The organism is Alicyclobacillus sp. CIJ1, from assembly GCF_057538885.1.
Genome location: NZ_BAAJPH010000117.1, coordinates 114,800 through 140,863, shown reverse-complemented (window position 1 = coordinate 140,863; position 26,064 = coordinate 114,800). Strand labels below are relative to the sequence as shown.

Sequence of the window (26,064 nt, the reverse complement as noted above, 5' to 3'; positions counted from 1 at the left end):
CAAAAGTGCAGCTGACCTTTTTGTTAAGAATTACGACGTATAGTGATTGAAATGTCGACGGTTCACGCGTAAAATGACGCGAAAGCGTCGCCTTCATGTTAGATTTCATACCTTCAGGGTGAGTGCGATGTATGTGCCTCGCTTTCTCTCCAGTCTGCACGCTGAATCGAACTGGGCTGTCGCGAGCCTCGTGCACGTCGCCGGATCGTCCTACTTGCCTTCCGGTGCGCTGATGGCCTTTCATCCCAACGGCCGCAGCTTAGGCGTCATCTCGGGAGGATGCCTTGAGGCGGATCTGCGCGCACGAGTGGAGTCCGATGGTGTCCGCGACACCGCCCAACTTCTTGTCTACGACCTCCGCCGGACGGACGATCTCGGCTTTGGACCGGGCGCCGGTTGCGACGGCGTTCTGACCGTCCTATTGGAGCCGTGGACCGATAATCTCGAGCACATGTTTGCAGGCATCCTGGCAGCATGGGCCCTACCAAGCGCGGATGCGGGATGGCCATCTCCGTCGTCCATTCCTCTTGCGCGCGTCCGCCGCGTGTGGCATCAAGGGCTCGGATGCGTGACTGTCATGTGCGACGTCGGCGGTCGCCTCGTGGCTCGCTACAGCGTTCCCGTCAAACCTGCGGTAGGCGTGCCTGCCGAAACCGAATGGGACGTGTACTATGAGCCCCGTCCTCGCCTGGTGATCTTCGGAGCCGGCCCGGATGTGCCGCCGATTGTGTCTCTCGCGCACCGCGCGGGCTTCGACGTGGTGGTGTGGGATTGGCGGGAGGAACTCCTGCGCCGTGCGCGCTTTCCGCACGCAAAGCTCCTTCTGACCGGCACAGAGGAAGCGGTCGCGGCCGCCAGGGTGTCGTCCTACGATCACGTCCTCGTGATCACGCATCAGTATGAGCGCGATCTGACGATTTTGCGCCACCTCGCCCGCGTTTCACCGTTCTACACGGGGCTCCTCGCGTCGCGCAAGCGCGCAGCGCGAATACGCTCTAATCTACCGGCCGGGTACCGCGTTCACGCGCCGGTGGGACTGCCCATCGGTGCAGAAGGGCCCGACGAGATCGCCGTGAGCATCGTGGCAGAACTCATTCGCACCCAAAGTAGGCGCAGGCAGGCTCACGCCCGCGGCGTTTTGATGGACACGGCAGAGGCGGGATGGACATGAAGGTCGTCGGCGTGTATCTCGCAGCAGGTCGAAGCACACGAATGGGCTGTGACAAACTGTCGCTGCCGCTCGGGGATGCCCCACTCGGCGAGTGGGGGCTGCGGTCGCTCCTGCAGAGCGAGGTCAACGAGGTCGTCTGGGTTCAAACCCGGAGCGCTTCACTGACGCTACCCTTCAGTCGCAAGCCGGTGCATGTTCGCACCATGCCCGTCGGTCTGCCCTTGTCGGCATCCGTGCGCTGTGGAGTCGAAGCCGCGCGCGATGTAGGCGCAGATGCGATCCTCTTCGCCCTTGCCGATCAGCCTTTCGTGACGTCCGCCCTGTTGGACGATCTCGTCCACACGCTCTCGCGACATGCCGAAGCGGCGTATGTCTCGTTTGGCCATGGCCCGCCCATGCCGCCCCTCATCGTGCGAACGGAGCTTGTTTGGGAGCTTCGCGCCGAGCTCGCGGGCGATCGCGGCTTAGGTCCGCTGCTCGCTCAGAGCCCTGTGTCCAACGCGCGCAGGGCGTTGTGGGACGATTACCTGATTTTCGACGTCGACACGCCGGCGGATTACGCCCGTGCGACGTCACTTTGGATGTCGCTGGGAGGTGATGGGCGTGACAGAGCCACGTGTATGGCTGCCGACCTCGTTCGCCGAGGCGTGGGCATGCAAACAAGCATTCGGGGATAGCGCATGCTACGTGGCCGGTTCAACGTGGTTACAGCTGCGCGCTGCTTCTGGAGATGCCGTGCCGAGCGAATGGATCTGCGTCGATGACATTGCCAACGAGGACCGCGCGCCTGTCGAAGATGACGACGGGCTCCAGGTAGGACTGCGGGTGACGCTGGCGGAGGCGATACGAAGTTCCGCCGTCCGCAGACGTTGGCCTCATCTGCACCAGGTGTGTCGCTTTGTCGGTGCTCCAGCTCTGCGCGAACAGGCAACCTTGATTGGAAACCTCGCGGCACAGGGCGACTTGGTGCCCTACCTGCTCGTCTCCCAAGCAAGTTTACTTACTTGGAATGAAGGCGAGATGGAGGAGAAGTCAGTTTCCGAATGGTTGAACTCTCGCGACACAGCTTCCAATGTGTTGATCACAAGGTTGAACATTCCGAAGGAATCGGAGCGCGCTCGGTACTTTATGCGGAAGGTCGGCCGGAGGGCCGGTTTTCAACCCGCGCTCGTGACCATTGCCGCCTCCCTTGAAGTCGACGATGCTTGCACAGTCGGTGCCCTGCGTGTAGCTGTGGGCGGGGGCGCACACTGGCCGCACCGGCTCCCGAAGGTCGAAGCTCTGGCTCGCGGAGAGCGACTGCGGCCGTCTCTCTTGCGCGAACTTCACCACATGATTCAGTCGGAAATGTGGACCTATGACGACGCGTTCGCCACTGCGGAATATCGGCGAGTCGTAGTGGCGAATCTGGTGACCGCGTTTGTGGCAAGTGCGCTGGAGGAGGGGTGAGCGGTGGATCGCGACCAACTTCGGAGCTTACCAACATGGATTCCGCGCCCGGACGGCTGGGAAAAGGCCCGCGGACGTACGCGGTATCTGACGGATCTGCATCATCCCGGCATGCTGATTGGCGGCGTGCTGCGAAGTGACTATCCCCATGCGCGCATCCGCCATATCGATACATCTCGTGCGCAGCAGATCCCAGGAGTTCGCGCTGTGCTCACATGGCGTGACGTCCCAGGGCTGAATCGATACGGAATCGTGATCCAGGATCAACCTGTGTTCTGTGAAGACCGCGTTCGGTACGTGGGCGACGTTCTCGCCGCGGTTGCGGCGGATTCCCGTGCTTCGCTCGAACAAGCGCTCGCGGCCATCCAAGTGGAATACGAGCCTCTTCCGGTGGTCGCCCAGCCAGAGCAAGCGCTGAGGCGAACGTCCGTCAAACTCCATCCGACAGGCAACCTGCTGCATCGCAGGACATTTTCGCGAGGCGACGTGACGCAAGGGTTTGCCGCGTCGGCCGTGATCGTCGAAGCGGTGTACGAGACGCCCCGCCAAATGCACACCTATATGGAGACCGAGGGCGGCCTGTGTATACCCGAGCCGGATGGGTCACTCACGTTGTACGCCCCAACGCAGCACGGCTATGGCGATCGCGCCCAGTTGGCCCGCATCCTTGGCTGGCCTGAGGAACGCATTCGCATCGTGTCAAGCCCCATTGGAGGTTCGTTTGGGGGCAAAGATGAGTTGAACGTCCAGCCGTATCTGGCACTGCTCGCGCTCGCAACCGGGAAGCCCGTGAAAATTCACCAATCCCGGGCGGAGTCCGTTCGCTCGGGGCTGAAGCGCCATCCCATGCGAATCTGGATGCGTACGGGAGCCGCTCGGGACGGCCGCATCCTCGCGCACGACGTGCGCATCGTGGCTGACACGGGCGCGTATTCGACGCTGGGCCCGGCGGTGCTTGATTTCGCGGTGGAGCATGCCACCGGTCCTTACGTCATCGATCACGTCCGCGTGCGCGGTTACTCGGTGCATACCAATTGCGGCGTGGCAGGGGAGTTTCGCGGCTTCGGCGGGAACCAGGTGACGTTTGCACTTGAAGGACAGATGGACCGTTTGGCGGCCGCGCTGGGGATGGATCCGCTCGAGGTGCGCAGGCGCAACTTTCGCGCCCATTCGGATCGCGGGCCACTTGGTCAAACCATCGCGCCGACGGAAGGTGCGGACGAAGTCCTCGCCTTTGTGGAGCGGAAGCGCGCGGAGGTTCAGTCGCGGCATGCCAGGACCCGTGCGTCCGCTTACCATCGCCGAGGGATAGGCATCGCTGTCACGATGCACGGCGGGGGGCTCGGGCTGCGGCGGCCGGATCACACCGGGGGCCGGGTGCGTTTGACGCGTCATGGGAAGATTGAGCTCGCGTTTGGGTTTGAGGAGTGCGGTCAAGGCATCGTGGCTGCTATTCCGCTCCTGGCCGCGGAGTTGCTCGATTGTGCGGTTGAAGACGTGGAGGTGGTGCTCGGCGACACGTCTCGGGTGCCGCGATCAGGTTCATCCACGGCCTCTCGAGCGACGGGCATGGTGTGGCACACGCTCAAGCGCATTCGACCCGGCTGGGAGTCGAAGATGTTGTCCCTCGCGGCTCGTGTTGCCGAACGCCGCGAGTCGGAGCTCCGCCTAGGACCCGGCGGGGTGCACGAGCGCAACGCCGGGCGCCTCGTGGCGTCGTACGCGGATCTCGCGGCCGCTGCAGGAGACGACTTGCCGGAGGTCGAGATTGCATCCCATTTTCCCGTGACGCCGGACACGTGGGCTCAGGACGGCGCTCACTACCTCTACTCCTTCGCCGGCGTGGTGGCCGAGGTCGACTTGGATCTGCTGACCGCAGAGGTGCGTGTGACTGGCCTGCACCAAGGCGTGTGGGCTGGCGGCGTGGTGAACCCAATGGGGTACGTGGGGCAGATTGAAGGCGGTGGCGTCATGGGGATGGGATTCGCGCTCATGGAAGATGCGCTGATGGACGAAGGGCGTTACGTCACGCGCAATCTGGACACGTACCTCATTCCCACGGCGTTGGATGCGCCGGAGATGGAACTGGAGGCTATCATCCCAAAGGTGGAGGACGATCACGGACCGCGTGGCGTGGGGGAGATCGGCACGGTGGCCGTCGCACCGGCCATTGCGGCAGCCATTCACGACGCGATAGGCGTGTGGATTACGGCGCTACCGGTTCGTCAGGATGTACTGCTTGACGAGATGGCGAAGAGGGGGGAGACCTTGTGGCGCTGGATGCCAAGCGATGCCTCCAAGGAATGGACGTCCTCGGGCCGGGAGCGGATTGCGTCGAGTTCGTCCTGAATGGAAAGCCGGTGATGGTGAAGACGCCACCCTGTACGCCGCTCGTGCGCGTGTTGCGGGACGAACTTGGGATGATGGGCACCAAGATTTCGTGCGGGATCGGAAGATGTGGAGCTTGCACTGTCGAGGTGGATGGACGCCCCGCACTCGCCTGCATGACACCGGCGTTTCGGCTGCGCGGGAGGTCTGTGGTCACCATCGAAGGCGCGGACGATCTCGAAACTGACCGCATTGTGCGCGCGTTTGTGGAGGAAGGGGCGCTTCAGTGTGGCTACTGCACGCCAGGAATGGTGATGGCGGTCCGGGCTCTGCTTCACGCCCTGCCGTCGCCCAGCGAAGGGGATATCCGCGCTTGGCTGTCCGGAAACCTGTGCCGATGCACCGGATATCTATCGATTCTGCGCGCGGTGCGACGTGTGATGGAGGAAACGGACCACAGGGACGAAGGATAGCGCCCGGAAACACGACAGGGGGCTGCCGCCCTACGGCGGTGGCCTCCTGTCGCTGACAAGGACACGCAGGTTTAGGTTAAGGGAGATACGACTCGTACGCCAGCGCGTAGAGCACGCGGATGAGGACGTCGATTCCGCGCCCGAGTGCGTCGCCCGATGTGAATTCATCCGGCGCATGGCTGACGCCGCCTCGACTCGGGACAAAAATCATCCCGCACGGCACGCTGCCCGCAAACGTCTGCGCGTCGTGGCCTGCTCCACTGAGAAGGGGCATGGAACTCCATCCCGCATCGTTGCTGACGCTTGAGATCAGTGAGACGATGGATGGATCCATCGGCACGGGGGACTGCTTCATCCACGAGGTCAAGTGCACGGAGGCGCGGCGGTCGGCGGCGATGCTTGAGCACACGCTTTCTATCTCGCGAACAAACAGGTCAAGCTGCCGCTCGGAGGGATGGCGCACGTCTAAGGAAAATGTCACCCGTCCAGGGATGACGTTGACGGCGTTAGGTTCGATAAGCCACTGTCCCGCCGTCAGCGTAAGGTCTGGAATGACCGCGGCCCGTTCAAGAAGTTCGTTCAGCAGACTGCAAGCGCATGCCATGGCATCGACTCGCGCTTGCATCGATACCGTTCCCGCGTGCCCCGCGCGGCCCACGACTTCGATCCAATAACGCCGTTGACCGACAATCGCGGTGACGACACCAATATCCACGCCGGCCTCCTCGAGCTTCGAGCCCTGCTCCACGTGAAGTTCCACGTAGGCGCCGACCGGTTGTCGGGATCGCCAGGATGCGGGAGGTAGATTCGCGTCCCGGATGGCGCGTTCGATGTCGATCCCGTCCTCATCGAGCACGCGAGGCAGGGGAGTTGGTTCGCGGCCTTCTGCCGCCGCTAAGGCGTTCGACGATCCCCAGAAGGCGACCGGGAAGCGCACCCCCTCTTCTTCTGCAAACGACACGACGTCTAGCGGCAAGTTGGGCGGGCCGTACGTGGCTCGCAGCCAACTGACGGCGATGAGGCTGGCCACGATGCCGGCAGCGCCGTCAAAGCGTCCGCCTTGGCGGACTGTATCCACGTGAGAGCCTGTGAGGATGCGGCGTCCACCGGGAGGGGCCGCTTCGGAACGGCCGTAGAGGTTGCCCACGTCGTCCCAGAACGTCAGGAGTCCTCTGGACGTCATCTCTCGTTCCAGCCACGCTTGTGCCTCCCGCCACGCGGGGGTATAGACGAGGCGCGTGATACCCCCCTCCGGCACGCTGCCGAATTGGGCCAACGATTGCAGCAGATGCACTGCTTCGTGACCCAAGGATTGAGCGCTCGGCCGCAAGTTCGGCGTGTGAGAAATGGACATGCTTTCACGCCCCTTCCGCATGAGACGAGTGCGTAGGCCGAATCCATTGGCCAATGCCTGCGGTTGGAAATGTGGGCTCTCCGTGTGCCTGATACACTAAATGGCCACGGCACCACGTTTGCACTACGCGCGAAGAGAACGTCCTGCCGATATACGGGCTGTGGCGATGGCGTTGAAACAGATGTTCGGGTCTCAGCGTATAGCGCTCGGCCGGGTTGACGATGGCGAGATCGGCATCGGATCCAATTTGAATCACGCCTTTTCGGGGATATACGCCCAGCCGCTTGGCGGGATGCGTCGCGGTGAGGCGGGCCACGTCTACAAGTCGCAGTCCTTGGCGCAGGCCTTCGTCGAGCATGACCTCCAGGGTCGACTGTCCTCCGGCGATTCCACCCCAAACCTCGAAGTAATTGCTGGATGCGGGCCGTTTCATGTCCATTGGACACGGCGAGTGATCCGACGCCACGTCGTCGATGAGTCCTCGACGAAGGCGATCCCAAAGTGCGAGGCGCGTCTGTTCATCGCGGAGGGGTGGTGCACACTTGGCCACGGGTCCAAGCCGTTCAAAGTCGTCGACAGTCAGCGCAAGGTAGTGAGGGCATGTTTCTAGTGTCACGTCCAAGCCCTTTCGCTTGGCCGCTTGAATTCGATCTACAGACTCCGGGGTGCTGATATGTACGAAATGCAGTCGGCAGCCCGTCGCCTCGGCAAGTGTGAGCGCTCGTTGCACCGCTTCCCACTCCACTTCGGGGGGCCGCGAGGCTGCGTAGTCGCGGGCCGTCAGGCGCCCCTCCCGTTCCAACTGACTCCGGATTGCGTCGGCAATGGCCCCGTTCTCCGCGTGCAAGAGCAAGGGGAGGCCTAATCGCGCCAGAATGCGCATCCCTTCATACAACGTTGCGTCATCGACTTGCACATAACCGTGGTCTGCGCTGGGACCACCGGGCGCGGAGAGGAACGCCTTGAACCCGAGAACGCCTGCCTCGGCGAGCGGCTCGAGCTCATCCAAGCGATGAGGCACCAGCCCACCCCAGAACGCGAAGTCGATGACGGACTTACCTGTTGCGCAGGCTTTCTTCTCCATGAGCGCCGCGGGGTTGATCGTCGGAGGGACGCCATTCAACGGCATGTCCACGAACAGCGTGCATCCTCCTGCGGCCAGCGCGCGGGAGCCTGTCTCAAATCCCTCCCAGTCGGTGCCCGGTTCGTTGAGGTGTACATGTGCGTCGATGACGCCAGGCATCACCCAGTGCCCCGATACATCCACCTGCACCGCCGCGCGGCCCTCAATGGAGCCCATCGCCGCAATCCGCCCATTGGTAATGGCTAAATCCATCATCAGCGCAGTGGATTCCGTCACGACGAGCCCGTTGCGCAGAACGACGTCGTACACTGGCATCGTCCTTTCATGGAGATGTAAATGATCATGACAAAGTTTGAGTTCAGCCTCATTGTAATCGGATGAATGTGAGAAAATCGATAGATCTGATACTCAAATTCCGCGAAAATCATCGTATAATTCGCATATAGCCGTGAGTTTCCGGACTCTAACGTTATGTTTTATAACCCGAGGGGGCAGGGCCATGCGTGTGTCAGACTTGTTCGCGCTTCCGGTTTTTGAAGGCGCTCGTTGGCTTGCTGGACAAGAGGGAGCTTGGCGTACGGTCGAGTCCGTCAACATGATGGACGCGCCGGATATTCTCGACTTCCTAAAGCCTCACGAACTTCTCGTTACAACGGCTTACGCTCTCCAAGGAGATACCGAGAAGCTGGTCGAACTGGTTCGCCAGATGACGAAGAAGGGGTGTGCAGGACTTGCATTAAAAACCCAGCGCTTTTGGTTCTCGATCCCTGAAGAAGTTGTGGACGCAGCACGTGAAGCGGCGTTTCCGCTGATCGAATTGCCGAACACATACGCTTTGGGGGAGATTGTGTCGGCTTGTATTGCCCATCTGATGGACCGGCGGGCAGCTGAATGGTTGGAATCGATGCGAGCGCAAAGGGAGTTTGCCAGATGGATGATGGAGGGCAGGAGCTTGGACGATCTCCTCAACTCGTTGGAAAGGGCTATCGGCCGCCCGTTCGCCTTGTTGGAATGGACGGGAGAACAGTTGGCGGCGAGTGACGGCGTGGGAGAGACGGAGGTGTTGCCCGGTCGCTGGACAGCTGTGTCGGCCGAACCGGGAAAGAGCCTTTGGATGTGCGTGCGATCCGGCAGTCGAGGAACCGAGGTCGAGGCTTTTCCTGTGTGGCTCGATCACCCGTGTGCGTATCTGGTCGCGGTCGGAGGACGCGTGAGTCATCTGCCGGGTTTTCAACGCATGATGGCTGAGGTCATGCCCGTTCTCTCTGTGGAAATGGGGAAGCGGCTTGCGGTGCGCGATGGCGCGTGCCGTGCGTCGGAATCGTACTTTGAGGCGGTGGTCTCCGGAGAACTTGCGACCGAGGCCGAGATCGTCACGGCCGGCAAGCCTTACGGTATTCACCGCGCCGCGCTGCACCAATGTGTCTTGCTTAGACCGTTTGTGATATCTCGCGACACGCAGATCCGGCCGGCCATCCCTCGGTCGCGCGAAATGGAGCGGCTCGCGGAGTGGAGCAAACGATGGCTCCGGGAAGCGGGGGAAGATGTGGCTGTTTTCCTGTGGAATCGACATGTGGCCGTCGTCCGCCATCTTCCCAGTCAGGACCAGGTGGGAACGGAGGAGACGTTTCGCGCCCTCCAAACCCAGGCTTGGATAGCCATGGGATACCCCGTGTCGATTGGGGTTGGCAATCCAGTGGGCAGCGCGGAGGGTTTGGCGCGATCGCTGAAGGACGCATGGAGCGCGTTGGAAGACGAGCAGCGCCGAGCGGGGGACTGTCCCGTCATTGCAATGGCCTGTGTGCGAAATCTCTCAGATCTCGTGCATCTTCTTCCTCGTGAAAAACTGTGCGAATTCCTCAAATCCGTCCTCGGGCCCATTCTCGCGCTGCCGACGGATGAGCGAGATGTCTTACTGCATACGTTGGCCACGTTTCTCGATTTGCACGGAAACGTGGCGGAGACAGGCAAGCAACTGTACTTGCATCGAAACACTGTTTTGTACCGTCTCAGCAAATGCGAGCAGTTGTGCAAGATGTCGCTGAAAGACCCTGATGCGACGCTGCAGATCCGGCTGGCGCTGCACATTCATCGGCTGATGACTCGCGCGGATCCGCAGACTTATCGGGTGTGCGGCGTATGGGGCTAACTGCCCCGATACGCCGTGAAGCTGGACGGGGTGATGAGGACGGGGACGTGGTAGTGCTGTGAAGGTGCGCTGATGTGGAATCGAACACGTACGACAGGAAATAGGGTTTCTTCGCTCGCTAACCTGCCTTTTGCAGCGTAGTACGCCCCTGTGTGAAGAACGATTTCGTACTCCCCTGTTTCGATGGCGTGATCTTCTGACAAGGGCCGGGGCGGACGGCCATCGGGTCCGGTCCTGCACTTGCTCACGCGATAAGGTTGCCTTTGTGGAACAAGACGCCAGAGTTCCACCTCAATCCCGCTAGCAGGAGCTCCCAGGGCGAGATCGAGAATGTGCGTCGTGATACACCCGCGAATCATGTTGCGGTCTCCCATTCCGCCTCGAAGTGTGGCCATTGTTCCGCCAGGTCGTCCCGCGTCATGGTGATTCCCTGAAAGCCGAAAGGCGGGCGGGGCTCGGTGTAGACTTGTCCGCGTCCGTCTGCTGTTTCGACAATGCGCTCCCACGTCCGGTTCTGCGATTGGAACGTGATGGACTCGAGCTGCGGGAAACGGACCAGCGCTAGCGCGCAGATCCGGTGGATCAGGTGTTGGATGGACCGCGTATTCAGGGCGTGGAAGACCGCTCCTGCGAGATCGCGGATTTGCTCCGCAAGGACGTACCCTGTCGCTTGATCCGAAAGCGCGCTCTGGAAATCGACGTATGTCCACCGAGCGCTGAGAAACACGTACAGGGGCCGGTTGGCGTCTTCCGGCAAAGTGGTGTATTCGTCGCGGATGTAGCCGACGAACGAATTGCCGCGGATCTTGATCAGGTGCAGACCGTCCAGGCCGGATCGATGCCATACCACGCAAGGGGTTCCGTCCGGACGGCGTTCCATGCGGAGTTCGGCGGTGGACCATTCGTTGCGGCTGTGGAGAAAGACGAGGGTGCTGTCCTCGAATCCTTCCGCTCCAGGCACGGGGACCGGACGAAACACTTGTTCGTCTGCGTAGAGCTCTACGGCGCGCACGTGAGGATACGTTTCGAGGAAGCGGCGCCCTGCAAACGCAAGATAACCATCAAGTGAAGGGCCTTCGTACAGTGCGGCGTGCCGAAGCAGAAAATTTTTCATCGAGTCCGTGGCGATCACGTCCCGATTGTCTCCATCGCGAAACGACGGCAGGAACGCGTCGCCTTCGACGGCCATTCGGACCCGAGCGCCAAAGACGGTCTGATTGCGAAATTCGACAGGCGATTCGTGAATCCGCGTCCAGGCGCGAAGGGGTGTGTGGCACGTGCGATACACGTAGACATCGTCTTTTCCGTAGTAGATGCCGAGCGGGGAGCGGCTCTCCATCCTCACGACCTCCTTCATCATCGCGTCACAGCGCCTCGAGCCTTCAGGCGCTGAAGTGCGATACGACAGATTTCTTCCAGGGCTCGCTGAAATTCGGCCTCCTGAGTCTGGTTCAAGCGCTCGCGGACGGATGCGAGGACGTCCTCGGCATGCTTTCCATGTACGCAGAGAATGAAGGGGAATCCGAACTTCTCCTCGTATGTTCGCGTCAGCTGTTGAAGTTCGGCTGCTCGCTCGGGGTCAAGGCTCGCGAGTCCCGATTGACGCTGTTCTTGTGAGGACAACGCGCTCATGGGACTTTGTTGGCCGAGGCGAGGATGCGCCTGAATGAGCGCCTCCTGCTCAGGCAGCGGGGCCTGGAATACGACGGAACGCACGGCGCGCTCAACCTCCGCCCAATCGGAGAATGGGCCGAGGTCATAGAGGCGGGCGGCGAAGTGCGGGGAGTGTTCGAAGGAGTCTCCGTAGATCTCCAAGAAGGCGGCTTTCGTCAGTTCTCGCCATGCACTCGGTGCCATACTCGTTGTCCTCACCTCGCCACGCAACTTGGTGCGATTGTACAGAGCGCCGGTCGTTTGCGTCAATACATCTTACGCAATGGGGATTCCAAAAACGAAGAGCTTCATTTTGGTCAATATATCTCACACAAGATGCTCACCATCTGCTATCCTCGACGAAAATCGGTTTGCGCCACCGGCGCGCAGGAGGTCGGCCATGCGGATTTGGATTCACGACGCGCAGATCATCACGATGAATGCTCGCGACGAGATCGTCCAAGGAGACTTGCTCATCGATGGCTCGCGAATCGCTGCTGTGGGCGATGTGGGACACCCGGGCGATGTCGATCGCGTCATCTCGGCGAAGGGGCTCGTCGCGATGCCGGGATTTGTGCAGACGCACGTTCACCTTTGTCAGACCTTGTTCCGCGGCATGGCGGATGACCTGGAACTCTTGGATTGGCTCAGAACGAGAATCTGGCCGCTCGAAGCGGCGCACGACGAGGAGTCGGTCTATGACTCCGCCATGCTCGGAATTGGCGAATTGATTCGGAGCGGGACCACGACCATCGTGGATATGGAGACGGTGCACCACACGGAGGCTGCTTTTCACGCCATTCGAGAGACGGGCATCCGTGCCGTCTCTGGCAAGGCCATGATGGATGACGGAAAAGCCGTGCCACCCGGGCTGCAGGAGACGACGGAGGCTTCGCTGGAGGAGAGCGTGCGCCTGCTTGAGGCGTGGCACGGCCGAGACGAGTCGCGCATTCGGTACGCGTTCTGCCCGCGCTTCGTGTTGTCGTGCTCAGAGCCATTGCTCACGGCGGTCCGCGATTTGTCTCTCAAGTACCAGGTCGACGTTCACACGCACGCGGCTGAAAATCGGGACGAGATCGCGCTCGTGGAGGCCAGCCGAGGCATGCGCAACGTGGTCTATCTGGACCACCTGGGTTTGGCGAACGAACGGCTCATCTTGGCTCACTGCGTCTGGCTGGATGAGCATGAGCGCCAAATCCTGGCGCGCCGCGGCGTGCGCGTCGCTCATTGCCCCGGTTCCAATTGCAAATTGGCTTCTGGGATCGCCGATGTTCCCGCGCTCTTGTCGTCGGGCTGCCAAACGGGCCTGGGTGCCGATGGAGCGCCCTGCAACAACAATCTCGACATGTTCCACGAGATGCGGTATGCCGCGATGTTGCAGAAGGTGACGCGCGGTGCGCTGGCGCTGTCGGCGCGCGACGTTTTGCGCATGGCAACCGTGGGAGGCGCGCACGTGGCCGGTCTCGCGAGCGAAATGGGGAGCCTCGAACCCGGCAAGCTCGCGGACATCATTCTGTTGGATCTCCGAGACTTTCACACCTATCCCTCCGTCGGCGTGGATCCCGTGAGCCGCGTGGTCTACTCGGCGACGCGCGACAACGTGGTCATGAGCATCATTCACGGGCGGATCGTGATGGAGGGCGGCGTGGTTCTGACGCTCGATCGCGGCGACGTTCTGAAGCGAGCCGACCGATCCGCCAAACGGGTGATGCGGCGGGCCTTCGGGGAAACGGGGGTGCCGAGCCATGCCGTGCAAGCCTGATCTGTGGCGGCTGGTCGACGACGCGATAAGCGAGGAGGTGGCGTTTCTTCAGTCCCTGGTGCAAACGCCGACGGACAATCCGCCTGGCGACGCGCGATCCATGCTGGAGAAGTTGAAGGTGTCCTTGGAGCGGCTCGGCATCGAATCCGTAGAGGCCGATCTCGTCGAGGGAGAAGAGGCTGCTCGTTATGGGCAGGTGGCCGCCGGCAGTGTCATCGCCAGGCTGTCGTTCGGGGACGGAGGGCCTGAAGTGGTCCTGAACGCGCATGGCGACGTGGTGCCTCCGGGCCTTGGCTGGACGTACCCGCCCTATGGAGGCGTGATCGACGGCGGCTATCTCTACGGGCGGGGGGCGGCCGTATCCAAATCCGACATCGCCGTCTACACGTTTGCGGCGCTGGCGGTGAAACGCCTCGGCGCGGCGGGGCGCGGGCGAGTCGCGCTGGTCTTCAACATGGACGAGGAGACTGGCGGTCACCTCGGCCCGCGCCGGCTGTTGGAGCGGGGCGCGATTGCGCCCGATTACGCCCTGTGCGCGGGTTCGACGTACACCCTGGGCGTGGCACACAACGGCTGTTTGCACCTGGAAGTCCGGCTCACGGGGCGATCCGCCCATGCGGCCATGCCCCATCTCGGCGCGGATGCGCTGGAGGCGGGGAACGCCTTGTTGACTCGCCTGTATCGGTATCGGGACGAGATCGGCACCCTTCGTTCGCGGGTGCCGGGCATTGAACGGCCCACGCTAGTGGTGGGCACCTGCCACGCCGGCATCCACACCAACGTCGTGCCAGACGCATGTGTGATCCGGCTGGATCGCCGTGTCATTCCCGAAGAGGATCTGGATCTCGTCGAGGCAGAGCTGCGAGCTGTCATCGCGGAGAGCGTTCGTCCGTTCCCGGACGTGCGCTGTGAGGTGACGCAACTGTTGCGCGCCGAAAGCTTGCGCCCCCTTGCTCTTGGTACGCCACTTCACGAAGCGCTTGAACGGAATGCGCTCGCTGTCATCGGCGAACACCTTCCGGCAGAGGGGGTGCCGCTGTACACGGACGCGCGGCATTTCGCATCCTTCGGCATTCCGGTCATCATGTACGGCGCAGGGCCGCGCCACCTCGCGGATGCGCGCGGACATCGTGCGGACGAGCGCGTGAGCCTGCGCGATCTCGCCCTCGCCACGCGTGTTGTGGCAGGAACGCTGGCGGACCTCCTGGGCATTGCATATGGATGATAGATATCATGACATATAGGTTGTGAATGGCGCACAAAGGTCGACGGGTCACTTCGGAGACATCGCACGAAAACGCGGTTTAAGTAAGATAACATTACATATCTGGTTGCTGGTGTTCGGTTCTCTCTCTAAGATCCGAAGCAAGATCACATTCTCGATTTCGAAAGGGGAGAGAATCCGTGGCGCAACCGGTCGAAAGCGTGACGTCGTTCACACAGCCGTATGATCCGTCGCTATACAACGAGGACTTGGCCCCCGTTTCCCCCGAAAAAAAGACGTGGAGTTGGGTCAACTTCACCACCGTGTGGATGGGCATGGTGCACAACATCGTCTCGTACGAGACGGCTGCAAGCCTCTTGGGGCTTGGCATGAGCGTTTCGCAAGCCATCTTCACCGTGGTGGTGGCCAACGCCATCCTCATCCTCGCGATGTGCCTGAACAGTGTCGCGGGAGCCAAATATGGGTTGCCTTTTCCCGTGCTCGCTCGGGCCGCGTTCGGTCACCGAGGTGCTCAAATCCCAGTCTTTTTCCGGGCGTTCGTGGCCATCTTTTGGTTCTCGATTCAGGCGTACTCGGGCAGCGAGGCGCTGTCCACCGTGCTCGGCGCGCTCATTCCTGGTTGGAACCATCTCGGCGCTCATCACGTCATCGGCATGGGCTTGAACATGCTGATTGCTGTGCTCGCATTTTGGCTGTTACACGCGTGGATTGTGTCGCACGGCATTGAACGGGTTCGCCACTTCGAACTCTGGGCCGGGCCACTCGTCATTGTCTTGGGGCTCGGACTCGTAGGCTGGGCGCTATCCGTCGCGCACGGGTTCGGACCGGCGTTCGCAGAGCCGTCTCGACTGCACGGCGCGAAATTCTGGAGCGTGTTCGGCCTCACCGTGACGGGGCTCATCGGCTCATGGAGCACGCTCGTGCTGAATATCCCGGATTTCACGCGCTTTGCGCGTTCGCAAAAAGACCAAGTGGTGGGGCAAGCCATTGGGCTTCCGGGCACAGCCATCCTGTTCTCGTTCATGAGCATTGTCATTACTTCGGGTACCTTGATCGCGTTCGGCAAAGCCGTGATTGACCCGGTTCAACTCATCGGGCACTTTCACAATCCGGTGGTGCAGGTGCTCGGTTGTCTCGCACTGGTTGTCGCCACGTTGTCGGTCAATGTCGCCGCCAATCTCGTCTCACCCGCCTACGATCTCGTCAACATGTTCCCCAAGCGGCTCAACTTCGTGCGAGCCGGGCTCATTGCGATTGTCGTGGGCTTTTTGTTCGCCCCTTGGGCGTGGTACGACAACGGCGGCGTGATTTTCAGCGTGCTCAATGCGATAGGAGGTGGGCTGGGACCTGTTGCAGGCATCATGATGGCGGACTTCTACTTGGTGCGAAAGCGGCAGTACGAAGTCGACGCCTTTTACACGGCGGACGGCGGGTTCCGCTACCGCGCCGGATGGAATCCAAAGGCCTTGGTTGCGCTGGGCGCAGGGCTTTTGGCCTCGTTCATCGGGCTGCTGGTGCCTTCTCTGTCGGAATTGTACAACTACTCTTGGTTCTTGGGGCTTTTCGTGGGAGGTCTCTGTTACGCGATGCTCATGACATTGGGTGAAGATCCGGTGCGCCACGAGGACGACTGGCTCGTCGGGGACATCGAGTAGGCAGGAGGCGAGCGACGTGACGGCAGTTTGGGTTCGCGGCGGGATGATTGTGACGGCGTCGGACGTGTTTGTGGGAGATGTGTGGATTGAGGACGGCGTCATCCGCCAGGTGGGTCTTGTAAGGCCTTCGGGCGAAGCTCACATCATCGATGCGCCGGGCATGTACGTCATGCCCGGCGCCATCGACGAGCACACGCACATGGGAATGCCGTTTAACGGCACAGTGAGCGCGGATTGGGACACGGAAACGATTGCGGCTGCTATCGGAGGAACTACAACGATTGTGGACTTCGCCATTCAGCGGCGTGGGGGCACGCTAGTGGAGGCCATTGAAACATGGCGAAACAAGGCCGATGGCCGCACCGCGATTGACTATGGCCTTCACGTTGCCATCACGGACCCTCGGCCGGAGGTGATTGCGGAAATCCCCGAGGCAGTGAAACGCGGCGTCACAACCGTCAAGGTGTTCATGGCGTACAAGGGCGAGATGATGGTGGACGATACGGCGCTATTCCAGACGCTCTTGGCCGCGCGCGAGGTCGGTGCGCTCGTCATGGTGCACGCAGAAAACGGAGATGCGGTCGTGCTGCTGCAAGATCGGCTGTATGAAGCCAACAAACGAGCGCCTCGATATCACGCAGAAAGTCGTCCGCTGGAAGTGGAGGCCGAGGCGACGCGGCGAGCCATTGCGCTTGCGAAACTTGCCGACGCACCGCTCTTCATTGTACACGTGACTGGGCGCGAGCCAATGGAAGAGATTCGGCGCGCGCGTCACCGTGGACAGCGCGTGTACGGAGAGACCTGCCCACAGTATCTGCTGCTCGACGAATCTTATCTGGCGCTGCCTGGATTTGAGGGTGCCAAGTACGTGTGTTCTCCTCCTCTCCGCCATGCGTCGCATCAGGAGGCGCTCTGGACGGCCTTGGCCGAAGGCGTTCTGCAGACCATCGGGACGGATCACTGCTCGTTCAATTTCCGTGAGCAGAAGCACATGGGCAGGGACGACTTCCGCAAGATCCCGAACGGACTGAATGGCATTGAAAACTGGGTGCAGCTCATCTACACCTACGGCGTGAGCCAAGGAAGAATCTCGTTGTCTCGCATGGTGGATCTCATCTCCACCCAACCCGCAAAACTGATGGGCCTGTACCCGCGGAAAGGGACGCTCGCCGTGGGCGCAGACGCGGATCTTCTCATCTACGATCCGTCCGGCAGCACCACGATCACGGCACAAACGCAGCATCAAAACAGCGACTACAACGCGTACGAAGGGTTTGTCGTGCAGGGAAAGCCGCAGTGGGTCCTGCTTCGAGGAAACGTGATCGTCCAAGAGGGGAAGTACGTGGGTACCTTGCAGGACGGGCGATTTGTACCATGCAGCCCGTATTCCGCCGCGTACGGAGAGAAAGTGCCTTTCGACGACTCGCGCCAGCTTCAGGCGGAACTCGTCGACGCATGAACGGGCGAATGGAGGTGGCGCAGAGGATGGGTGCAGAGGTCGTTCAAGGACCTTGGTCTTCGACGATGAGCGACGTGGAAGCGATGGCGGAGGCCGCGCGGTGCCTGTTCTGCGAGGATCCGCCCTGTGTTCGGGCCTGCCCGACCGGGATCGACATTCCGCTGTTCATTCGCAAAATTGCGTCGGGCAACCGAGTGGGCGCGGCCAAGACCATTTTTGACGCGAACCCGCTTGGTTCGAGTTGCGCGCGGGTGTGTCCGACGGACGAACTGTGCGAAGGCGCTTGTGTTTGGGGGAAATCCTCGCGACCTGTGGAAATCGGCCGTCTGCAACAGTACGCGACGGATGCGGTACTCGAGCGTGGTGTGGTGCTGTATGATCCGCCGTCTCAGCCCATTCCGTATCGATTTGCCATTATTGGCGCGGGGCCGGCGGGACTGGCTGCCGCGAAGGAACTCGCGCTCGCCGGTGCGCAGGTCACTGTCTACGAGCGCGAACAATCTCCGGGAGGTCTTAACACGTACGGCATTCCGTCGTTTCGGCTGTCGGCGGACGTGGCAGTTGCCGAAGCGGAGACGATTTTCTCGCTGGGTGTTCGTTTCGAAAGAGGGGTGGAAGTCGGGACGCATGTGCGGCCCCATGAGCTTTTGGATTCGTACGACGGAGTTCTGCTCGCGTGCGGGCTTGGCGCAGGTAAGCGGTTGGGCATTGAGGGCGAGGACCTCGATGGCGTCATCGACGCCCTCACGTTTTTGCGGATGGCCAAGGAGGGGCGCGCGCGTGCGGGTCGCGAGGTGGTGGTGATTGGGGCCGGAAACACCGCGATGGATGCTGCGACCACGGCGCGCCGCCTGGGTGCGGAACGCGTGACCATCGTGTACCGGCGTTCCGAGAAGGAAATGACGGCATATCGCTTCGAGTATGCGTTTGCGAAATCGGAAGGTGTGCAATTTCGTTGGCGGCTTATGCCGGTAGGATTCGTGGGCGATGGCGCGGTCCAGGAAGTCAGATGCCGTCAGACTGAGCTCGATCCGTCCGGTGCATGGCGGCTTGCGGAACGTGAGGAGCGATTGTCGGCAGACCAGGTCATTGTCGCCATCGGGCAAACGCGTCGACGGGATCTGCTCGACGCCTTCCAAGTCCCGCACCGCGACGGCGTCGTCACAGTGGATGAACAAGGGCGCACGCGTCGCCCCAAAGTGTATGCCGCTGGGGATTGCGTGTGGAGCGGGAAAGGGGCAGACGCGACGGTGGTTGTTGCCGTTGAACAAGGGAAACGGGCTGCGCGCGCGATGCTGACAGACGTCCTGTCACGGCGTGTTGAAAATGGGCTAGCGACGGAGGGGTTCGCATGGCCGACTTGACAGTCGAAATGGCAGGCATCCGCTCGCCCAATCCCTTTTGGCTCGCATCCGCTCCTCCCACCAATACGGGCTTTCAGGTGGAGCGCGCGTTTGAAGCGGGATGGGGAGGGGCGGTATGGAAGACGTTCACCGATCGGCCGGTGCGCAATGTGTCTTCGCGCTTCGGCGCGCTTCACCTTGCAGATAAGCGGATGGTCGGTTTTAACAATATCGAACTCATCTCAGACCGGCCTTTTGAAGACAATCTGGCGGAAATTCGGCAAGTCAAGCGCCGATTCCCCGATAGAGCTGTCGTGGCGTCCCTGATGATTGAACCGGACAAAAAGCAGTGGCAAGAAGCGGTGCGCAAGGTGGAGGATGCGGGCGTCGACGGGATCGAGCTGAACTTCGGCTGTCCACACGGCATGGTGGAGCGCGGGATGGGCGCGGCCGTCGGGCAACACCCGGATCTCATTGAGCGCCAGACAGCGTGGGTCAAGTCCGCTGCGACGGTGCCTGTCATCGCCAAGCTGACCCCGAATGTGACCGACATTCGCGCATCTGCAAGGGCCGCAGTGGCAGGCGGAGCGGACGCCATTAGTCTGATCAACACCGTCAACTCCATTATCGGTGTGGATCTGAAGTCATGGGTGCCCCGGCCAACGGTTGCGGGGCTCGGGACGCACGGTGGGTACTGTGGACCCGCCGTCAAGCCCATTGCGCTGTACATGGTGGCTGAATGTGCCAAGGACGACGCCGTCTGCGTACCCATTTCGGGCATCGGCGGAATTTCTACCTGGCAGGACGCGGTGGAGTTCCTGCTGTTGGGAGCCTCGGCCGTGCAGGTGTGTACGGCGGTGATGCAACACGGGTTTCGCATCATCGAAGATCTGGTCGACGGCCTGAACCGCTTTCTGGACGAGAATGGGATTGGTGGCGTGCGCGATATTGTGGGGAAGGCGCTGCCGAACTACGTGCCGTTTGGGTCGCTCGATCTCGACCACCGTGTGGTGGCTTCCATCGACGCTGACCGATGCATCGGCTGCTACAAGTGTTACATCGCGTGCCTGGATGCCGCTCATCAAGCCATCGCACCGGGAGATACCGAAGCCCGCGTGCCGAGTGTGTTCGTGGAGAAGTGCGTGGGTTGTAATCTTTGCGAAGCGGTGTGTCCGGTCGCATGCATCGAAATGGTGCCATGGCTGAACTCGCCGGCGCGCATCCAGTGACAAACGTCAGCGCACACCCGTGACAGCGAGGAGGGGCATAGGTGTCGAGGTACGTCCGAATTGCGCTCATTCAAGCGAAGCACGAGCTTCCAGGCGATCGAAGCGTGGAGGAGCACAAAAAGGCGGCTATTGAAAAGCACGTGGCGATGATCGAGGAGGCTGCCGCGGAGGGAGCCGAGATCGCGTGTCTGCAGGAGTTGTTTTTTGCTCCGTACTTCTGCGCGGAACAGTCGCCGAAGTGGTATCGGGCTGCCGAACCTGTGCCAGGCGGACCCACGGTTCAATGGATGCAGGAGGTGGCCAAGCGGCACGAGATGGTGCTCGTGGTTCCGCTATACGAGGAAGCGATGCCTGGGGTCTACTACAATACAGCGGCCGTGATCGACGCAGATGGGACTTATTTGGGGAAATACAGGAAGCACCACATTCCACACGTGCAGGCTGGCGAACGTCCGGAAACGGGGTTTTGGGAAAAGTATTACTTCAAGCCTGGCACTGGAGGCTATCCTGTTTTCGACACGCGGTACGGGAAGGTGGGCGTGTACATCTGCTATGACCGTCATTTCCCGGAAGGGGCCCGCATTCTCGGCCTCAACGGTGCCGAAATTGTGTTCAACCCGTCCGCAACGGTCGCAGGGCTGTCGGAATACCTTTGGAAGTTGGAGCAGTCTGCGCACGCGGTGGCAAACGGCTACTATGTGGGTGCCATCAATCGCGTAGGCTGGGAAGCGCCGTGGAACATGGGGGAGTTTTACGGGCAGTCGTATCTCGTCGATCCCCGGGGAAATTTCGTGAAGGTGGCTGCTCGAGATCGGGATGAGGTGGTCATTGCGGATATGGACCGAGAAGTCATTCGCGAGGTCCGCGAGACTTGGCAATTCTACCGGGATCGCAGGCCAGAGACGTATGGTACACTGGTCTCAACCTGATTCACCCACGGACGCGAAAGAGGGATGCCCATGGCGGTCGACAAGGAGTTGGTTGGCGCGGGTGCGTCGGCGTGGCTTGAGAAGGACAGGCGCTACGTGTGGCACGGAATGGTGACGCACGAGGCGGCGAGGCATCCGATGGCGGTGGTGGGCGGCGAGGGCGCGTACGTTCTCGACGCCGAGGGGCGCCGCTATCTGGACGCGATGTCAGGGCTATGGTGTGTCAATCTGGGCTATTCGCGAAAAGAACTCGCAGAAGCGGCCTACCGTCAGATGACGGAGATGCCGTATTATCCGCTGACCCACACGCACATGCCCGCCATCGAGTTGGCGGAGCGGCTTTCCACGTGGCTTGGGGCCGAGTACCGCATCTTCTTCTCCAACAGCGGCTCCGAGGCCAACGAGGTGGCTTTCAAAATTGCGCGGCAGTACCATGCCCAACGAGGCGAGCCTCACCGATGGAAGGTGGTCTCCCGGTACCGCGCGTACCACGGGAACACGATGGGGGCACTCGCCGCTTCGGGGCAGTTTGACCGCAAGTTTCGCTACGAGCCACTCGCGCCTGGCTTCGTCCACGTTCCGCCGCCGGATTGCTACCGCTGCCCGTTTGGGAAGGAGCCGTCGACGTGTGCGATGGAGTGCGCGCAATACGTGGACGACGTGATGCGATGGGAAGTGGACGAGACGGTCGCGGCCGTGATCGCCGAGCCCGTCATCACGGGCGGCGGTGTCCTGGTGCCGCCCGACGGGTACTTGCCCAAACTGCGCGAGACCTGCGATCGGCACGGCGCGCTACTCATCGTGGACGAGGTGATCTGCGGCTTTGGGCGGACGGGCGCGCCGTTTGGGCATCAGCGCTATGGCGTGCGCCCCGACATTGTCACCATGGCCAAGGGGATCACGAGCGGTTATCTCCCGCTCGCGGCGACGGCGGTTCGGGCGGAATTATTCGAGGAGGCGTTCGCGAGGGACGAGGCGTACACGCATCTTCGCCACGTGAACACCTTTGGCGGCCATCCGGCCTCCTGTGCGGTGGGCCTCGCGACGCTCGATATCATGGAGCGAGAGAACATGGTCGATCGCGCTCGAATCCTCGGAGATCTGCTCGCGGCAGAACTGAAACGCCTGCAGGGCCTGCCTCACGTGGGCGACATCCGGACGTTTGGCCTGTTGGCGGGGGTGGAGTTGGTGGAAGATGCCGCGACGCGTGCGCCGCTTGCGCCAGAACTCGTCGGGCGCGTGGTCGCGGCGTGTCGGCAGCGCGGCGTGATCGTCGGGAAAAACGGGGACACCACGCCGGGCGGCAACAACGTCGTCACGCTGTGTCCGCCCTTCGTGGTCTCCGAGGCCGAGGTGCAGCGCATCGTCGACGTACTGGGCGAAGCCATCCTGGCCCTTTCGTGATCTGCGGGCATCGCCGATGCTCCCTCTCCGACGCTCGACGCCCGAGGAGGGGGAGCGCCTTCTGCCATCACGCGCCGGCCTCGAGCTGGGCGAGCGAGGTGGGCGAGTTCTCGCCCGCGCGCACGGGTTGCCGCAGCGACGGCAGCTGTGCGTAAACCGCTTCGAGCATGCGCCCCACCCGATCCGCCATCACCTTGGGCGAGTAGGGCATCCCCTGCTGTAACCACCACTCCACCGTTCCCACGTAGGCGTGCACCACGAACTGAAGGATGGCATCCTCTTCGGGCAGGGGATGGCGCCCTACGACTTTGCGAATCTCCTCTCGGAATGAGGTCATACAGGATTCCACATATCGCCGGCGAAAGTACGGAGCGCCAGCCTGTGTGAGCATGGTGCCAAAGAAGTCGTACCGATCCGCTAGGTACTGAAAGCACTGCTCAGTGGCGGGTACCCAGTCGAGATCGCACACGCATTGGCCAAACTCGTCCATCTCGCGGATGGCGTCTTCGATGACGCGATCCAACAGGTCGTATTTATCGAGAAAGTGCAGATAGAAGGTTTTTCGGCTCACATTGGCGCGGTCGGTGATGTCCTGAACCGTGATGTGATCGAAATCCTTCTCCTTCATGAGCGCCACGAACGCATCGCGAATGGCCTGGCGCGATTTCACCACACGGCGGTCCATCGGGTAACTCGATGCCTCCTCATTGCATGCATGATGGGCATTCGCAAAACACAGCGTCGGATTCGAAACAACGTTGTCGCGAGTGTGTACTAATGCGCAGCGCGACTCGATGTGTCCATCGCGCAAAGCCCGGCTTGCGCTACAATGGTACACGATTGCAGCTTACTACATCCATGTGTAATAGGGAAGCGAGGAGGTCTTCACATGAAGGCACAAGCTCGCGGTGTGTTGAGCAAGGAAAGCCCATTTCACGCCATCGAGATTGAGCGTCGCGAACTTCAGCCCGACGACGTGCTGATTGAAATTCACTACTGCGGCATTTGCCACTCGGACATTCACTCGGCCCGCGGTGAGTGGGGCGAGGTGCGCTATCCATTCGTCCCCGGACACGAGATTACCGGCGTCGTGTCGCGAGTCGGCAGCCAGGTGACCAAGTTCAAGCCGGGCGATCGCGTCGGCGTCGGCTGCATGGTCGACTCGTGCGGCGAATGCGAGAACTGCAAGCGCGGCGATGAGCAGTACTGCGTGAAAGGCAACATCCAGACGTACGGCAGCGTCGACCGCTACGGGCAGTACACCATGGGCGGGTACTCCACGCACATCGTCGTGAAGGAGGACTTCGTCCTTCGTATCCCGGACGCCCTTCCTCTCGACAAGGCCGCTCCGCTTTTGTGCGCGGGCATCACGACGTACTCGCCGCTGCGCCACTGGCAGGCGGGGCCCGGCAAAGAAGTCGCCGTCGTCGGCCTCGGTGGGCTGGGGCACATGGCCGTGAAGCTCGCGAAGGCCATGGGAGCCGAAGTCACGGTACTGTCCCAGTCGCTGCGCAAGAAGGAAGATGGGCTGCGCCTCGGGGCGAAGGCGTACTACGCGACGAGCGATCCCGAGACGTTCCGCCAACTCGCCGGCCGGTTTGATCTCATCATCAACACGGTCTCGGCGAAGATCCCCATCACGGCGTATCTGGGCCTTCTGAAGACAGACGGTGCGCTGGTCAATGTCGGTGCGCCGCCGGAGCCGCTGGAGGTGAACGCGTTTGCGCTCATCACGCAGCGCCGGACGTTTGCGGGCTCCTGCATCGGGGGCATCCGCGAGACGCAGGAGATGCTCGACTTCTGCGCGGAACGCGGGGTGACGCCCGAGATTGAAATCATCTCGGCCGACGAGATCGACGCGGCCTGGGAGCGCGTGCTGAAATCGGACGTACGGTATCGATTCGTGATCGATATCAGCACGATGCGCAAGTGATGTCACTCGCCGACTGGCCCATCCGCCGGTCGCGCGATACAATGGACGCGGAAGATGAGAGAACGGAGGCTGTACTGGGCCTCCGTTTTCTCTCGTTTCTCGAGGGAGTGACGAGATTGACCCGTCAGGAAAGCCCATATCGATGGGTGGTGTTCTTCACCGCGCTCGCGGCGTATTACCTCATCGTTAGCCAGCGCACGGCCCCGGGACTGGTGACCAACCAGTGGATGAACCAGTTTCACATTTCGGCGGGCGCGCTTGGCCTGCTGGACAGCATGCAATTTCTGGCGTACGCCATCCTCCAGGTGCCAGTCGGCATCTTGGCGGATCGGTTTGGGCCGAATCGCTTTTTGATCTTCGGGGCCCTGACAAACGCCTTCGGCACGCTGCTCACGGGCGTCGCCACGCACGCCTGGGTGCTCTTGGTGGCCCGCTTCCTTGTGGGCGTGGGAGATGCCACCATCTTCGTCAACCTGGTCGCCGTCATCAACGAGTGGTTCCGAGCCCAAGAGTTCGTCGCGCTGCTCGGCGTCATCGGCGTCGCGGCTGGCTTCGGTTCTTTGACCGCGACCGTGCCGTACGCGCTCTGGATCCGCGCGTGGGGGTGGCGCAGCCTGTTTGTGGGCGTGAGCCTGGTTCTCTTTGGGCTCTGTGCGGCGCTGTATGAGGTCCTCGTGCGGCGGCCGAGGCGGATGTTTGCCGGGGAGATTCAACGGGCGGGCGAGCCGGTGCGGCCCGCGAGCGTCCGCGAGGCCATCCGCCAGACGTTCACCTCGCGGCAGGCCTATGCGCTCGCCATGTGTCACTTTGGCCTCGTCGGCACGTACGTGGGCTTCATGGGATCGTGGGGCGTGGCCTACTTCATGCAGGTGTTTCACATGGCGAGATCGGCGGCGAGCGCCATCCTCATGGTGGGACTTGTGGGCGCCATGGTCGGTGGGCCGCTCACCAGTTGGCTCGCCAGCCGATTTGGCCAGGTGAAGCGGCTCTACGCGCTCGTCCACGCCGTCACGTTCCTGAGCTGGCTCGCATGGTTTGCCATGGGCGTGCGCCCGTGGTTTGTCCTCGTGCCTCTCCTCTTTGCCCTCATTGGCTTTGGCAACGGCGGCAGCTCGCTGACGTTCGCCATCGTTCGACAGACGTTTCCCGTCGACCGCGTCGGCGTGGTGTCTGGCTTTGCCAACATGGGCGGATTTCTGAGCGCCGTTCTCCTGCCCTCGCTGTTCGGCGCGGCCCTCGACCAGTTTCCGGACGATCGCGCCTTCGGATTTCACGTGGGCCTGCTCATCCCTGTGCTATTCACAGCCATCGGCCTGACCGGAGCCCTCCTTGCACGCGACGCGAAGCGCGCCGCGGCGGTGACGGTGCAGGAGACAGTGTGAGAGAGCGCTGGCCTGGCGCAGGTTGCGCCCGCGGAGGACAGATGCACAGCGCGCTTTTCGGTTGAACTGTGCGCTTCATCAG

Annotated in this window: 22 protein-coding genes; 16 read left to right on the top strand and 6 right to left on the bottom strand. The window is 61.7% G+C overall.

All coding sequences use genetic code 11. The features are described 5' to 3' along the window. The first annotated feature begins 127 nt into the window (after positions 1-127). From AC27E8_RS09585 to AC27E8_RS09565, 5 genes are read left to right on the top strand one after another with little or no spacing between them, the layout of a single operon-like run. The gene (locus tag AC27E8_RS09585) at positions 128-1,171 is read left to right on the top strand and encodes an XdhC family protein (protein WP_487099160.1); all 1,044 of its coding nucleotides are present in this window, start codon (positions 128-130) and stop codon (positions 1,169-1,171) included. Beyond that, entirely contained in the window at positions 1,168-1,848 is a 681-nt protein-coding gene (locus tag AC27E8_RS09580) for a nucleotidyltransferase family protein (protein WP_487099161.1), read from the top strand. The genes AC27E8_RS09585 and AC27E8_RS09580 overlap by 4 nt, the downstream gene beginning before the upstream one ends. Then, positions 1,775-2,620, top strand: coding sequence for an FAD binding domain-containing protein (locus AC27E8_RS09575; RefSeq protein WP_487099162.1), 846 nt, complete (start codon positions 1,775-1,777; stop codon positions 2,618-2,620). Before AC27E8_RS09580 ends, AC27E8_RS09575 begins: the two co-directional genes overlap by 74 nt. A gap of 3 nt (positions 2,621-2,623) precedes the next feature. Then, positions 2,624-4,969: a xanthine dehydrogenase subunit D gene (gene pucD / locus AC27E8_RS09570; protein ID WP_487099163.1), complete on the top strand. Its 2,346-nt coding sequence runs from the start codon at positions 2,624-2,626 to the stop codon at positions 4,967-4,969. Next, positions 4,924-5,421, top strand: coding sequence for a (2Fe-2S)-binding protein (locus AC27E8_RS09565; protein ID WP_487111468.1), 498 nt, complete (start codon positions 4,924-4,926; stop codon positions 5,419-5,421). The genes pucD and AC27E8_RS09565 overlap by 46 nt, the downstream gene beginning before the upstream one ends. A 76-nt stretch (positions 5,422-5,497) precedes the next feature. On the opposite strand, the gene AC27E8_RS09560 is transcribed toward AC27E8_RS09565, so the two are convergent. Both AC27E8_RS09560 and allB read right to left on the bottom strand, forming a co-directional pair. Next, a complete protein-coding gene (locus AC27E8_RS09560; RefSeq protein ID WP_487099165.1) occupies positions 5,498-6,775 on the bottom strand; it encodes a hydantoinase/carbamoylase family amidase in 1,278 nt (425 codons plus the stop codon). Between the two features lie 4 nt (positions 6,776-6,779). Next, entirely contained in the window at positions 6,780-8,174 is a 1,395-nt protein-coding gene (gene allB, locus AC27E8_RS09555) for an allantoinase AllB (RefSeq protein WP_487099166.1), read from the bottom strand. 184 nt (positions 8,175-8,358) lie between these two features. Here allB and AC27E8_RS09550 point away from each other — a divergent pair, with 184 nt between their 5' ends. Further along, positions 8,359-10,008 carry a PucR family transcriptional regulator gene (locus AC27E8_RS09550; RefSeq protein WP_487099167.1) on the top strand — a complete coding sequence of 550 codons (1,650 nt, stop codon included), beginning with the start codon at positions 8,359-8,361 and terminating at the stop codon, positions 10,006-10,008. On the opposite strand, the gene uraH is transcribed toward AC27E8_RS09550, so the two are convergent. Genes uraH through uraD form a run of 3 tightly spaced genes read right to left on the bottom strand, consistent with a single transcriptional unit; the run spans position 10,005 to position 11,865 of the window. Further along, positions 10,005-10,367: a hydroxyisourate hydrolase gene (gene uraH / locus AC27E8_RS09545; RefSeq protein ID WP_487111461.1), complete on the bottom strand. Its 363-nt coding sequence runs from the start codon at positions 10,365-10,367 to the stop codon at positions 10,005-10,007. The genes AC27E8_RS09550 and uraH overlap by 4 nt on opposite strands. Continuing rightward, positions 10,364-11,347 (bottom strand): factor-independent urate hydroxylase, encoded by a 984-nt coding sequence (gene pucL / locus AC27E8_RS09540; RefSeq protein WP_487099169.1) that lies wholly within the window; start codon positions 11,345-11,347, stop codon positions 10,364-10,366. Before pucL ends, uraH begins: the two co-directional genes overlap by 4 nt. A 17-nt stretch (positions 11,348-11,364) precedes the next feature. Continuing rightward, positions 11,365-11,865, bottom strand: a complete 501-nt coding sequence (gene uraD, locus AC27E8_RS09535; RefSeq protein ID WP_487099170.1) for a 2-oxo-4-hydroxy-4-carboxy-5-ureidoimidazoline decarboxylase — start codon at positions 11,863-11,865, stop codon at positions 11,365-11,367. Positions 11,866-12,061: 196 nt separating this feature from the next. On the opposite strand from uraD, the gene AC27E8_RS09530 reads away from it, so the two are divergent. From AC27E8_RS09530 to AC27E8_RS09495, 8 genes are all read left to right on the top strand, one after another. Continuing rightward, the gene (locus AC27E8_RS09530) at positions 12,062-13,423 is read left to right on the top strand and encodes a 5'-deoxyadenosine deaminase (protein WP_487099171.1); all 1,362 of its coding nucleotides are present in this window, start codon (positions 12,062-12,064) and stop codon (positions 13,421-13,423) included. Beyond that, the gene (locus tag AC27E8_RS09525; protein ID WP_487099172.1) at positions 13,407-14,648 is read left to right on the top strand and encodes a M20/M25/M40 family metallo-hydrolase; all 1,242 of its coding nucleotides are present in this window, start codon (positions 13,407-13,409) and stop codon (positions 14,646-14,648) included. The genes AC27E8_RS09530 and AC27E8_RS09525 overlap by 17 nt, the downstream gene beginning before the upstream one ends. A gap of 179 nt (positions 14,649-14,827) precedes the next feature. Continuing rightward, positions 14,828-16,303: an NCS1 family nucleobase:cation symporter-1 gene (locus tag AC27E8_RS09520; RefSeq protein ID WP_487099173.1), complete on the top strand. Its 1,476-nt coding sequence runs from the start codon at positions 14,828-14,830 to the stop codon at positions 16,301-16,303. Between the two features lie 16 nt (positions 16,304-16,319). Continuing rightward, on the top strand, positions 16,320-17,762 hold the full coding sequence (gene hydA / locus AC27E8_RS09515; protein ID WP_487099174.1) for a dihydropyrimidinase: 1,443 nt from the start codon (positions 16,320-16,322) through the stop codon (positions 17,760-17,762). Between the two features lie 26 nt (positions 17,763-17,788). Next, positions 17,789-19,126 (top strand): NAD(P)-dependent oxidoreductase, encoded by a 1,338-nt coding sequence (locus AC27E8_RS09510; RefSeq protein WP_487099175.1) that lies wholly within the window; start codon positions 17,789-17,791, stop codon positions 19,124-19,126. Further along, positions 19,114-20,334 carry an NAD-dependent dihydropyrimidine dehydrogenase subunit PreA gene (gene preA, locus AC27E8_RS09505; RefSeq protein ID WP_487099176.1) on the top strand — a complete coding sequence of 407 codons (1,221 nt, stop codon included), beginning with the start codon at positions 19,114-19,116 and terminating at the stop codon, positions 20,332-20,334. Before AC27E8_RS09510 ends, preA begins: the two co-directional genes overlap by 13 nt. 41 nt (positions 20,335-20,375) lie before the next feature. Continuing rightward, positions 20,376-21,263: a nitrilase-related carbon-nitrogen hydrolase gene (locus AC27E8_RS09500; protein ID WP_487099177.1), complete on the top strand. Its 888-nt coding sequence runs from the start codon at positions 20,376-20,378 to the stop codon at positions 21,261-21,263. 24 nt (positions 21,264-21,287) lie between these two features. Beyond that, positions 21,288-22,667 (top strand): aminotransferase, encoded by a 1,380-nt coding sequence (locus AC27E8_RS09495; protein ID WP_487099178.1) that lies wholly within the window; start codon positions 21,288-21,290, stop codon positions 22,665-22,667. A 67-nt stretch (positions 22,668-22,734) separates the two neighbouring features. Here AC27E8_RS09495 and AC27E8_RS09490 read toward each other — a convergent pair whose 3' ends face one another. Further along, positions 22,735-23,352 carry a TetR/AcrR family transcriptional regulator gene (locus AC27E8_RS09490; protein ID WP_487099179.1) on the bottom strand — a complete coding sequence of 206 codons (618 nt, stop codon included), beginning with the start codon at positions 23,350-23,352 and terminating at the stop codon, positions 22,735-22,737. Between the two features lie 204 nt (positions 23,353-23,556). Between AC27E8_RS09490 and AC27E8_RS09485 the strand changes: the two genes are divergently transcribed. Together AC27E8_RS09485 and AC27E8_RS09480 are read left to right on the top strand one after the other, a co-directional pair. Next, positions 23,557-24,600 (top strand): NAD(P)-dependent alcohol dehydrogenase, encoded by a 1,044-nt coding sequence (locus AC27E8_RS09485; RefSeq protein ID WP_487099180.1) that lies wholly within the window; start codon positions 23,557-23,559, stop codon positions 24,598-24,600. A 116-nt stretch (positions 24,601-24,716) separates the two neighbouring features. Continuing rightward, a complete protein-coding gene (locus tag AC27E8_RS09480) occupies positions 24,717-25,982 on the top strand; it encodes an MFS transporter (RefSeq protein WP_487099181.1) in 1,266 nt (421 codons plus the stop codon). Positions 25,983-26,064: the final 82 nt, after the last annotated feature.

Bases quoted from the DNA above. Each gene is read 5' to 3' on its own strand.
- AC27E8_RS09530 (WP_487099171.1), top strand. From the start codon at position 12,062: ATGCGGATTTGGATTCACGACGCGCAGATCATCACGATGAATGCTCGC.
- uraH (WP_487111461.1), bottom strand. From the start codon at position 10,367: ATGATTCGCGGGTGTATCACGACGCACATTCTCGATCTCGCCCTGGGA.
- AC27E8_RS09485 (WP_487099180.1), top strand. From the start codon at position 23,557: ATGAAGGCACAAGCTCGCGGTGTGTTGAGCAAGGAAAGCCCATTTCAC.
- AC27E8_RS09550 (WP_487099167.1), top strand. From the start codon at position 8,359: ATGCGTGTGTCAGACTTGTTCGCGCTTCCGGTTTTTGAAGGCGCTCGT.
- uraD (WP_487099170.1), bottom strand. From the start codon at position 11,865: ATGGCACCGAGTGCATGGCGAGAACTGACGAAAGCCGCCTTCTTGGAG.
- preA (WP_487099176.1), top strand. From the start codon at position 19,114: ATGGCCGACTTGACAGTCGAAATGGCAGGCATCCGCTCGCCCAATCCC.
- AC27E8_RS09560 (WP_487099165.1), bottom strand. From the start codon at position 6,775: ATGTCCATTTCTCACACGCCGAACTTGCGGCCGAGCGCTCAATCCTTG.
- AC27E8_RS09585 (WP_487099160.1), top strand. From the start codon at position 128: ATGTATGTGCCTCGCTTTCTCTCCAGTCTGCACGCTGAATCGAACTGG.
- AC27E8_RS09565 (WP_487111468.1), top strand. From the start codon at position 4,924: ATGGACGTCCTCGGGCCGGGAGCGGATTGCGTCGAGTTCGTCCTGAAT.
- AC27E8_RS09495 (WP_487099178.1), top strand. From the start codon at position 21,288: ATGCCCATGGCGGTCGACAAGGAGTTGGTTGGCGCGGGTGCGTCGGCG.
- AC27E8_RS09580 (WP_487099161.1), top strand. From the start codon at position 1,168: ATGAAGGTCGTCGGCGTGTATCTCGCAGCAGGTCGAAGCACACGAATG.
- pucL (WP_487099169.1), bottom strand. From the start codon at position 11,347: ATGGAGAGCCGCTCCCCGCTCGGCATCTACTACGGAAAAGACGATGTC.
- AC27E8_RS09490 (WP_487099179.1), bottom strand. From the start codon at position 23,352: ATGGACCGCCGTGTGGTGAAATCGCGCCAGGCCATTCGCGATGCGTTC.
- allB (WP_487099166.1), bottom strand. From the start codon at position 8,174: ATGCCAGTGTACGACGTCGTTCTGCGCAACGGGCTCGTCGTGACGGAA.
- AC27E8_RS09525 (WP_487099172.1), top strand. From the start codon at position 13,407: ATGCCGTGCAAGCCTGATCTGTGGCGGCTGGTCGACGACGCGATAAGC.
- AC27E8_RS09510 (WP_487099175.1), top strand. From the start codon at position 17,789: ATGGGTGCAGAGGTCGTTCAAGGACCTTGGTCTTCGACGATGAGCGAC.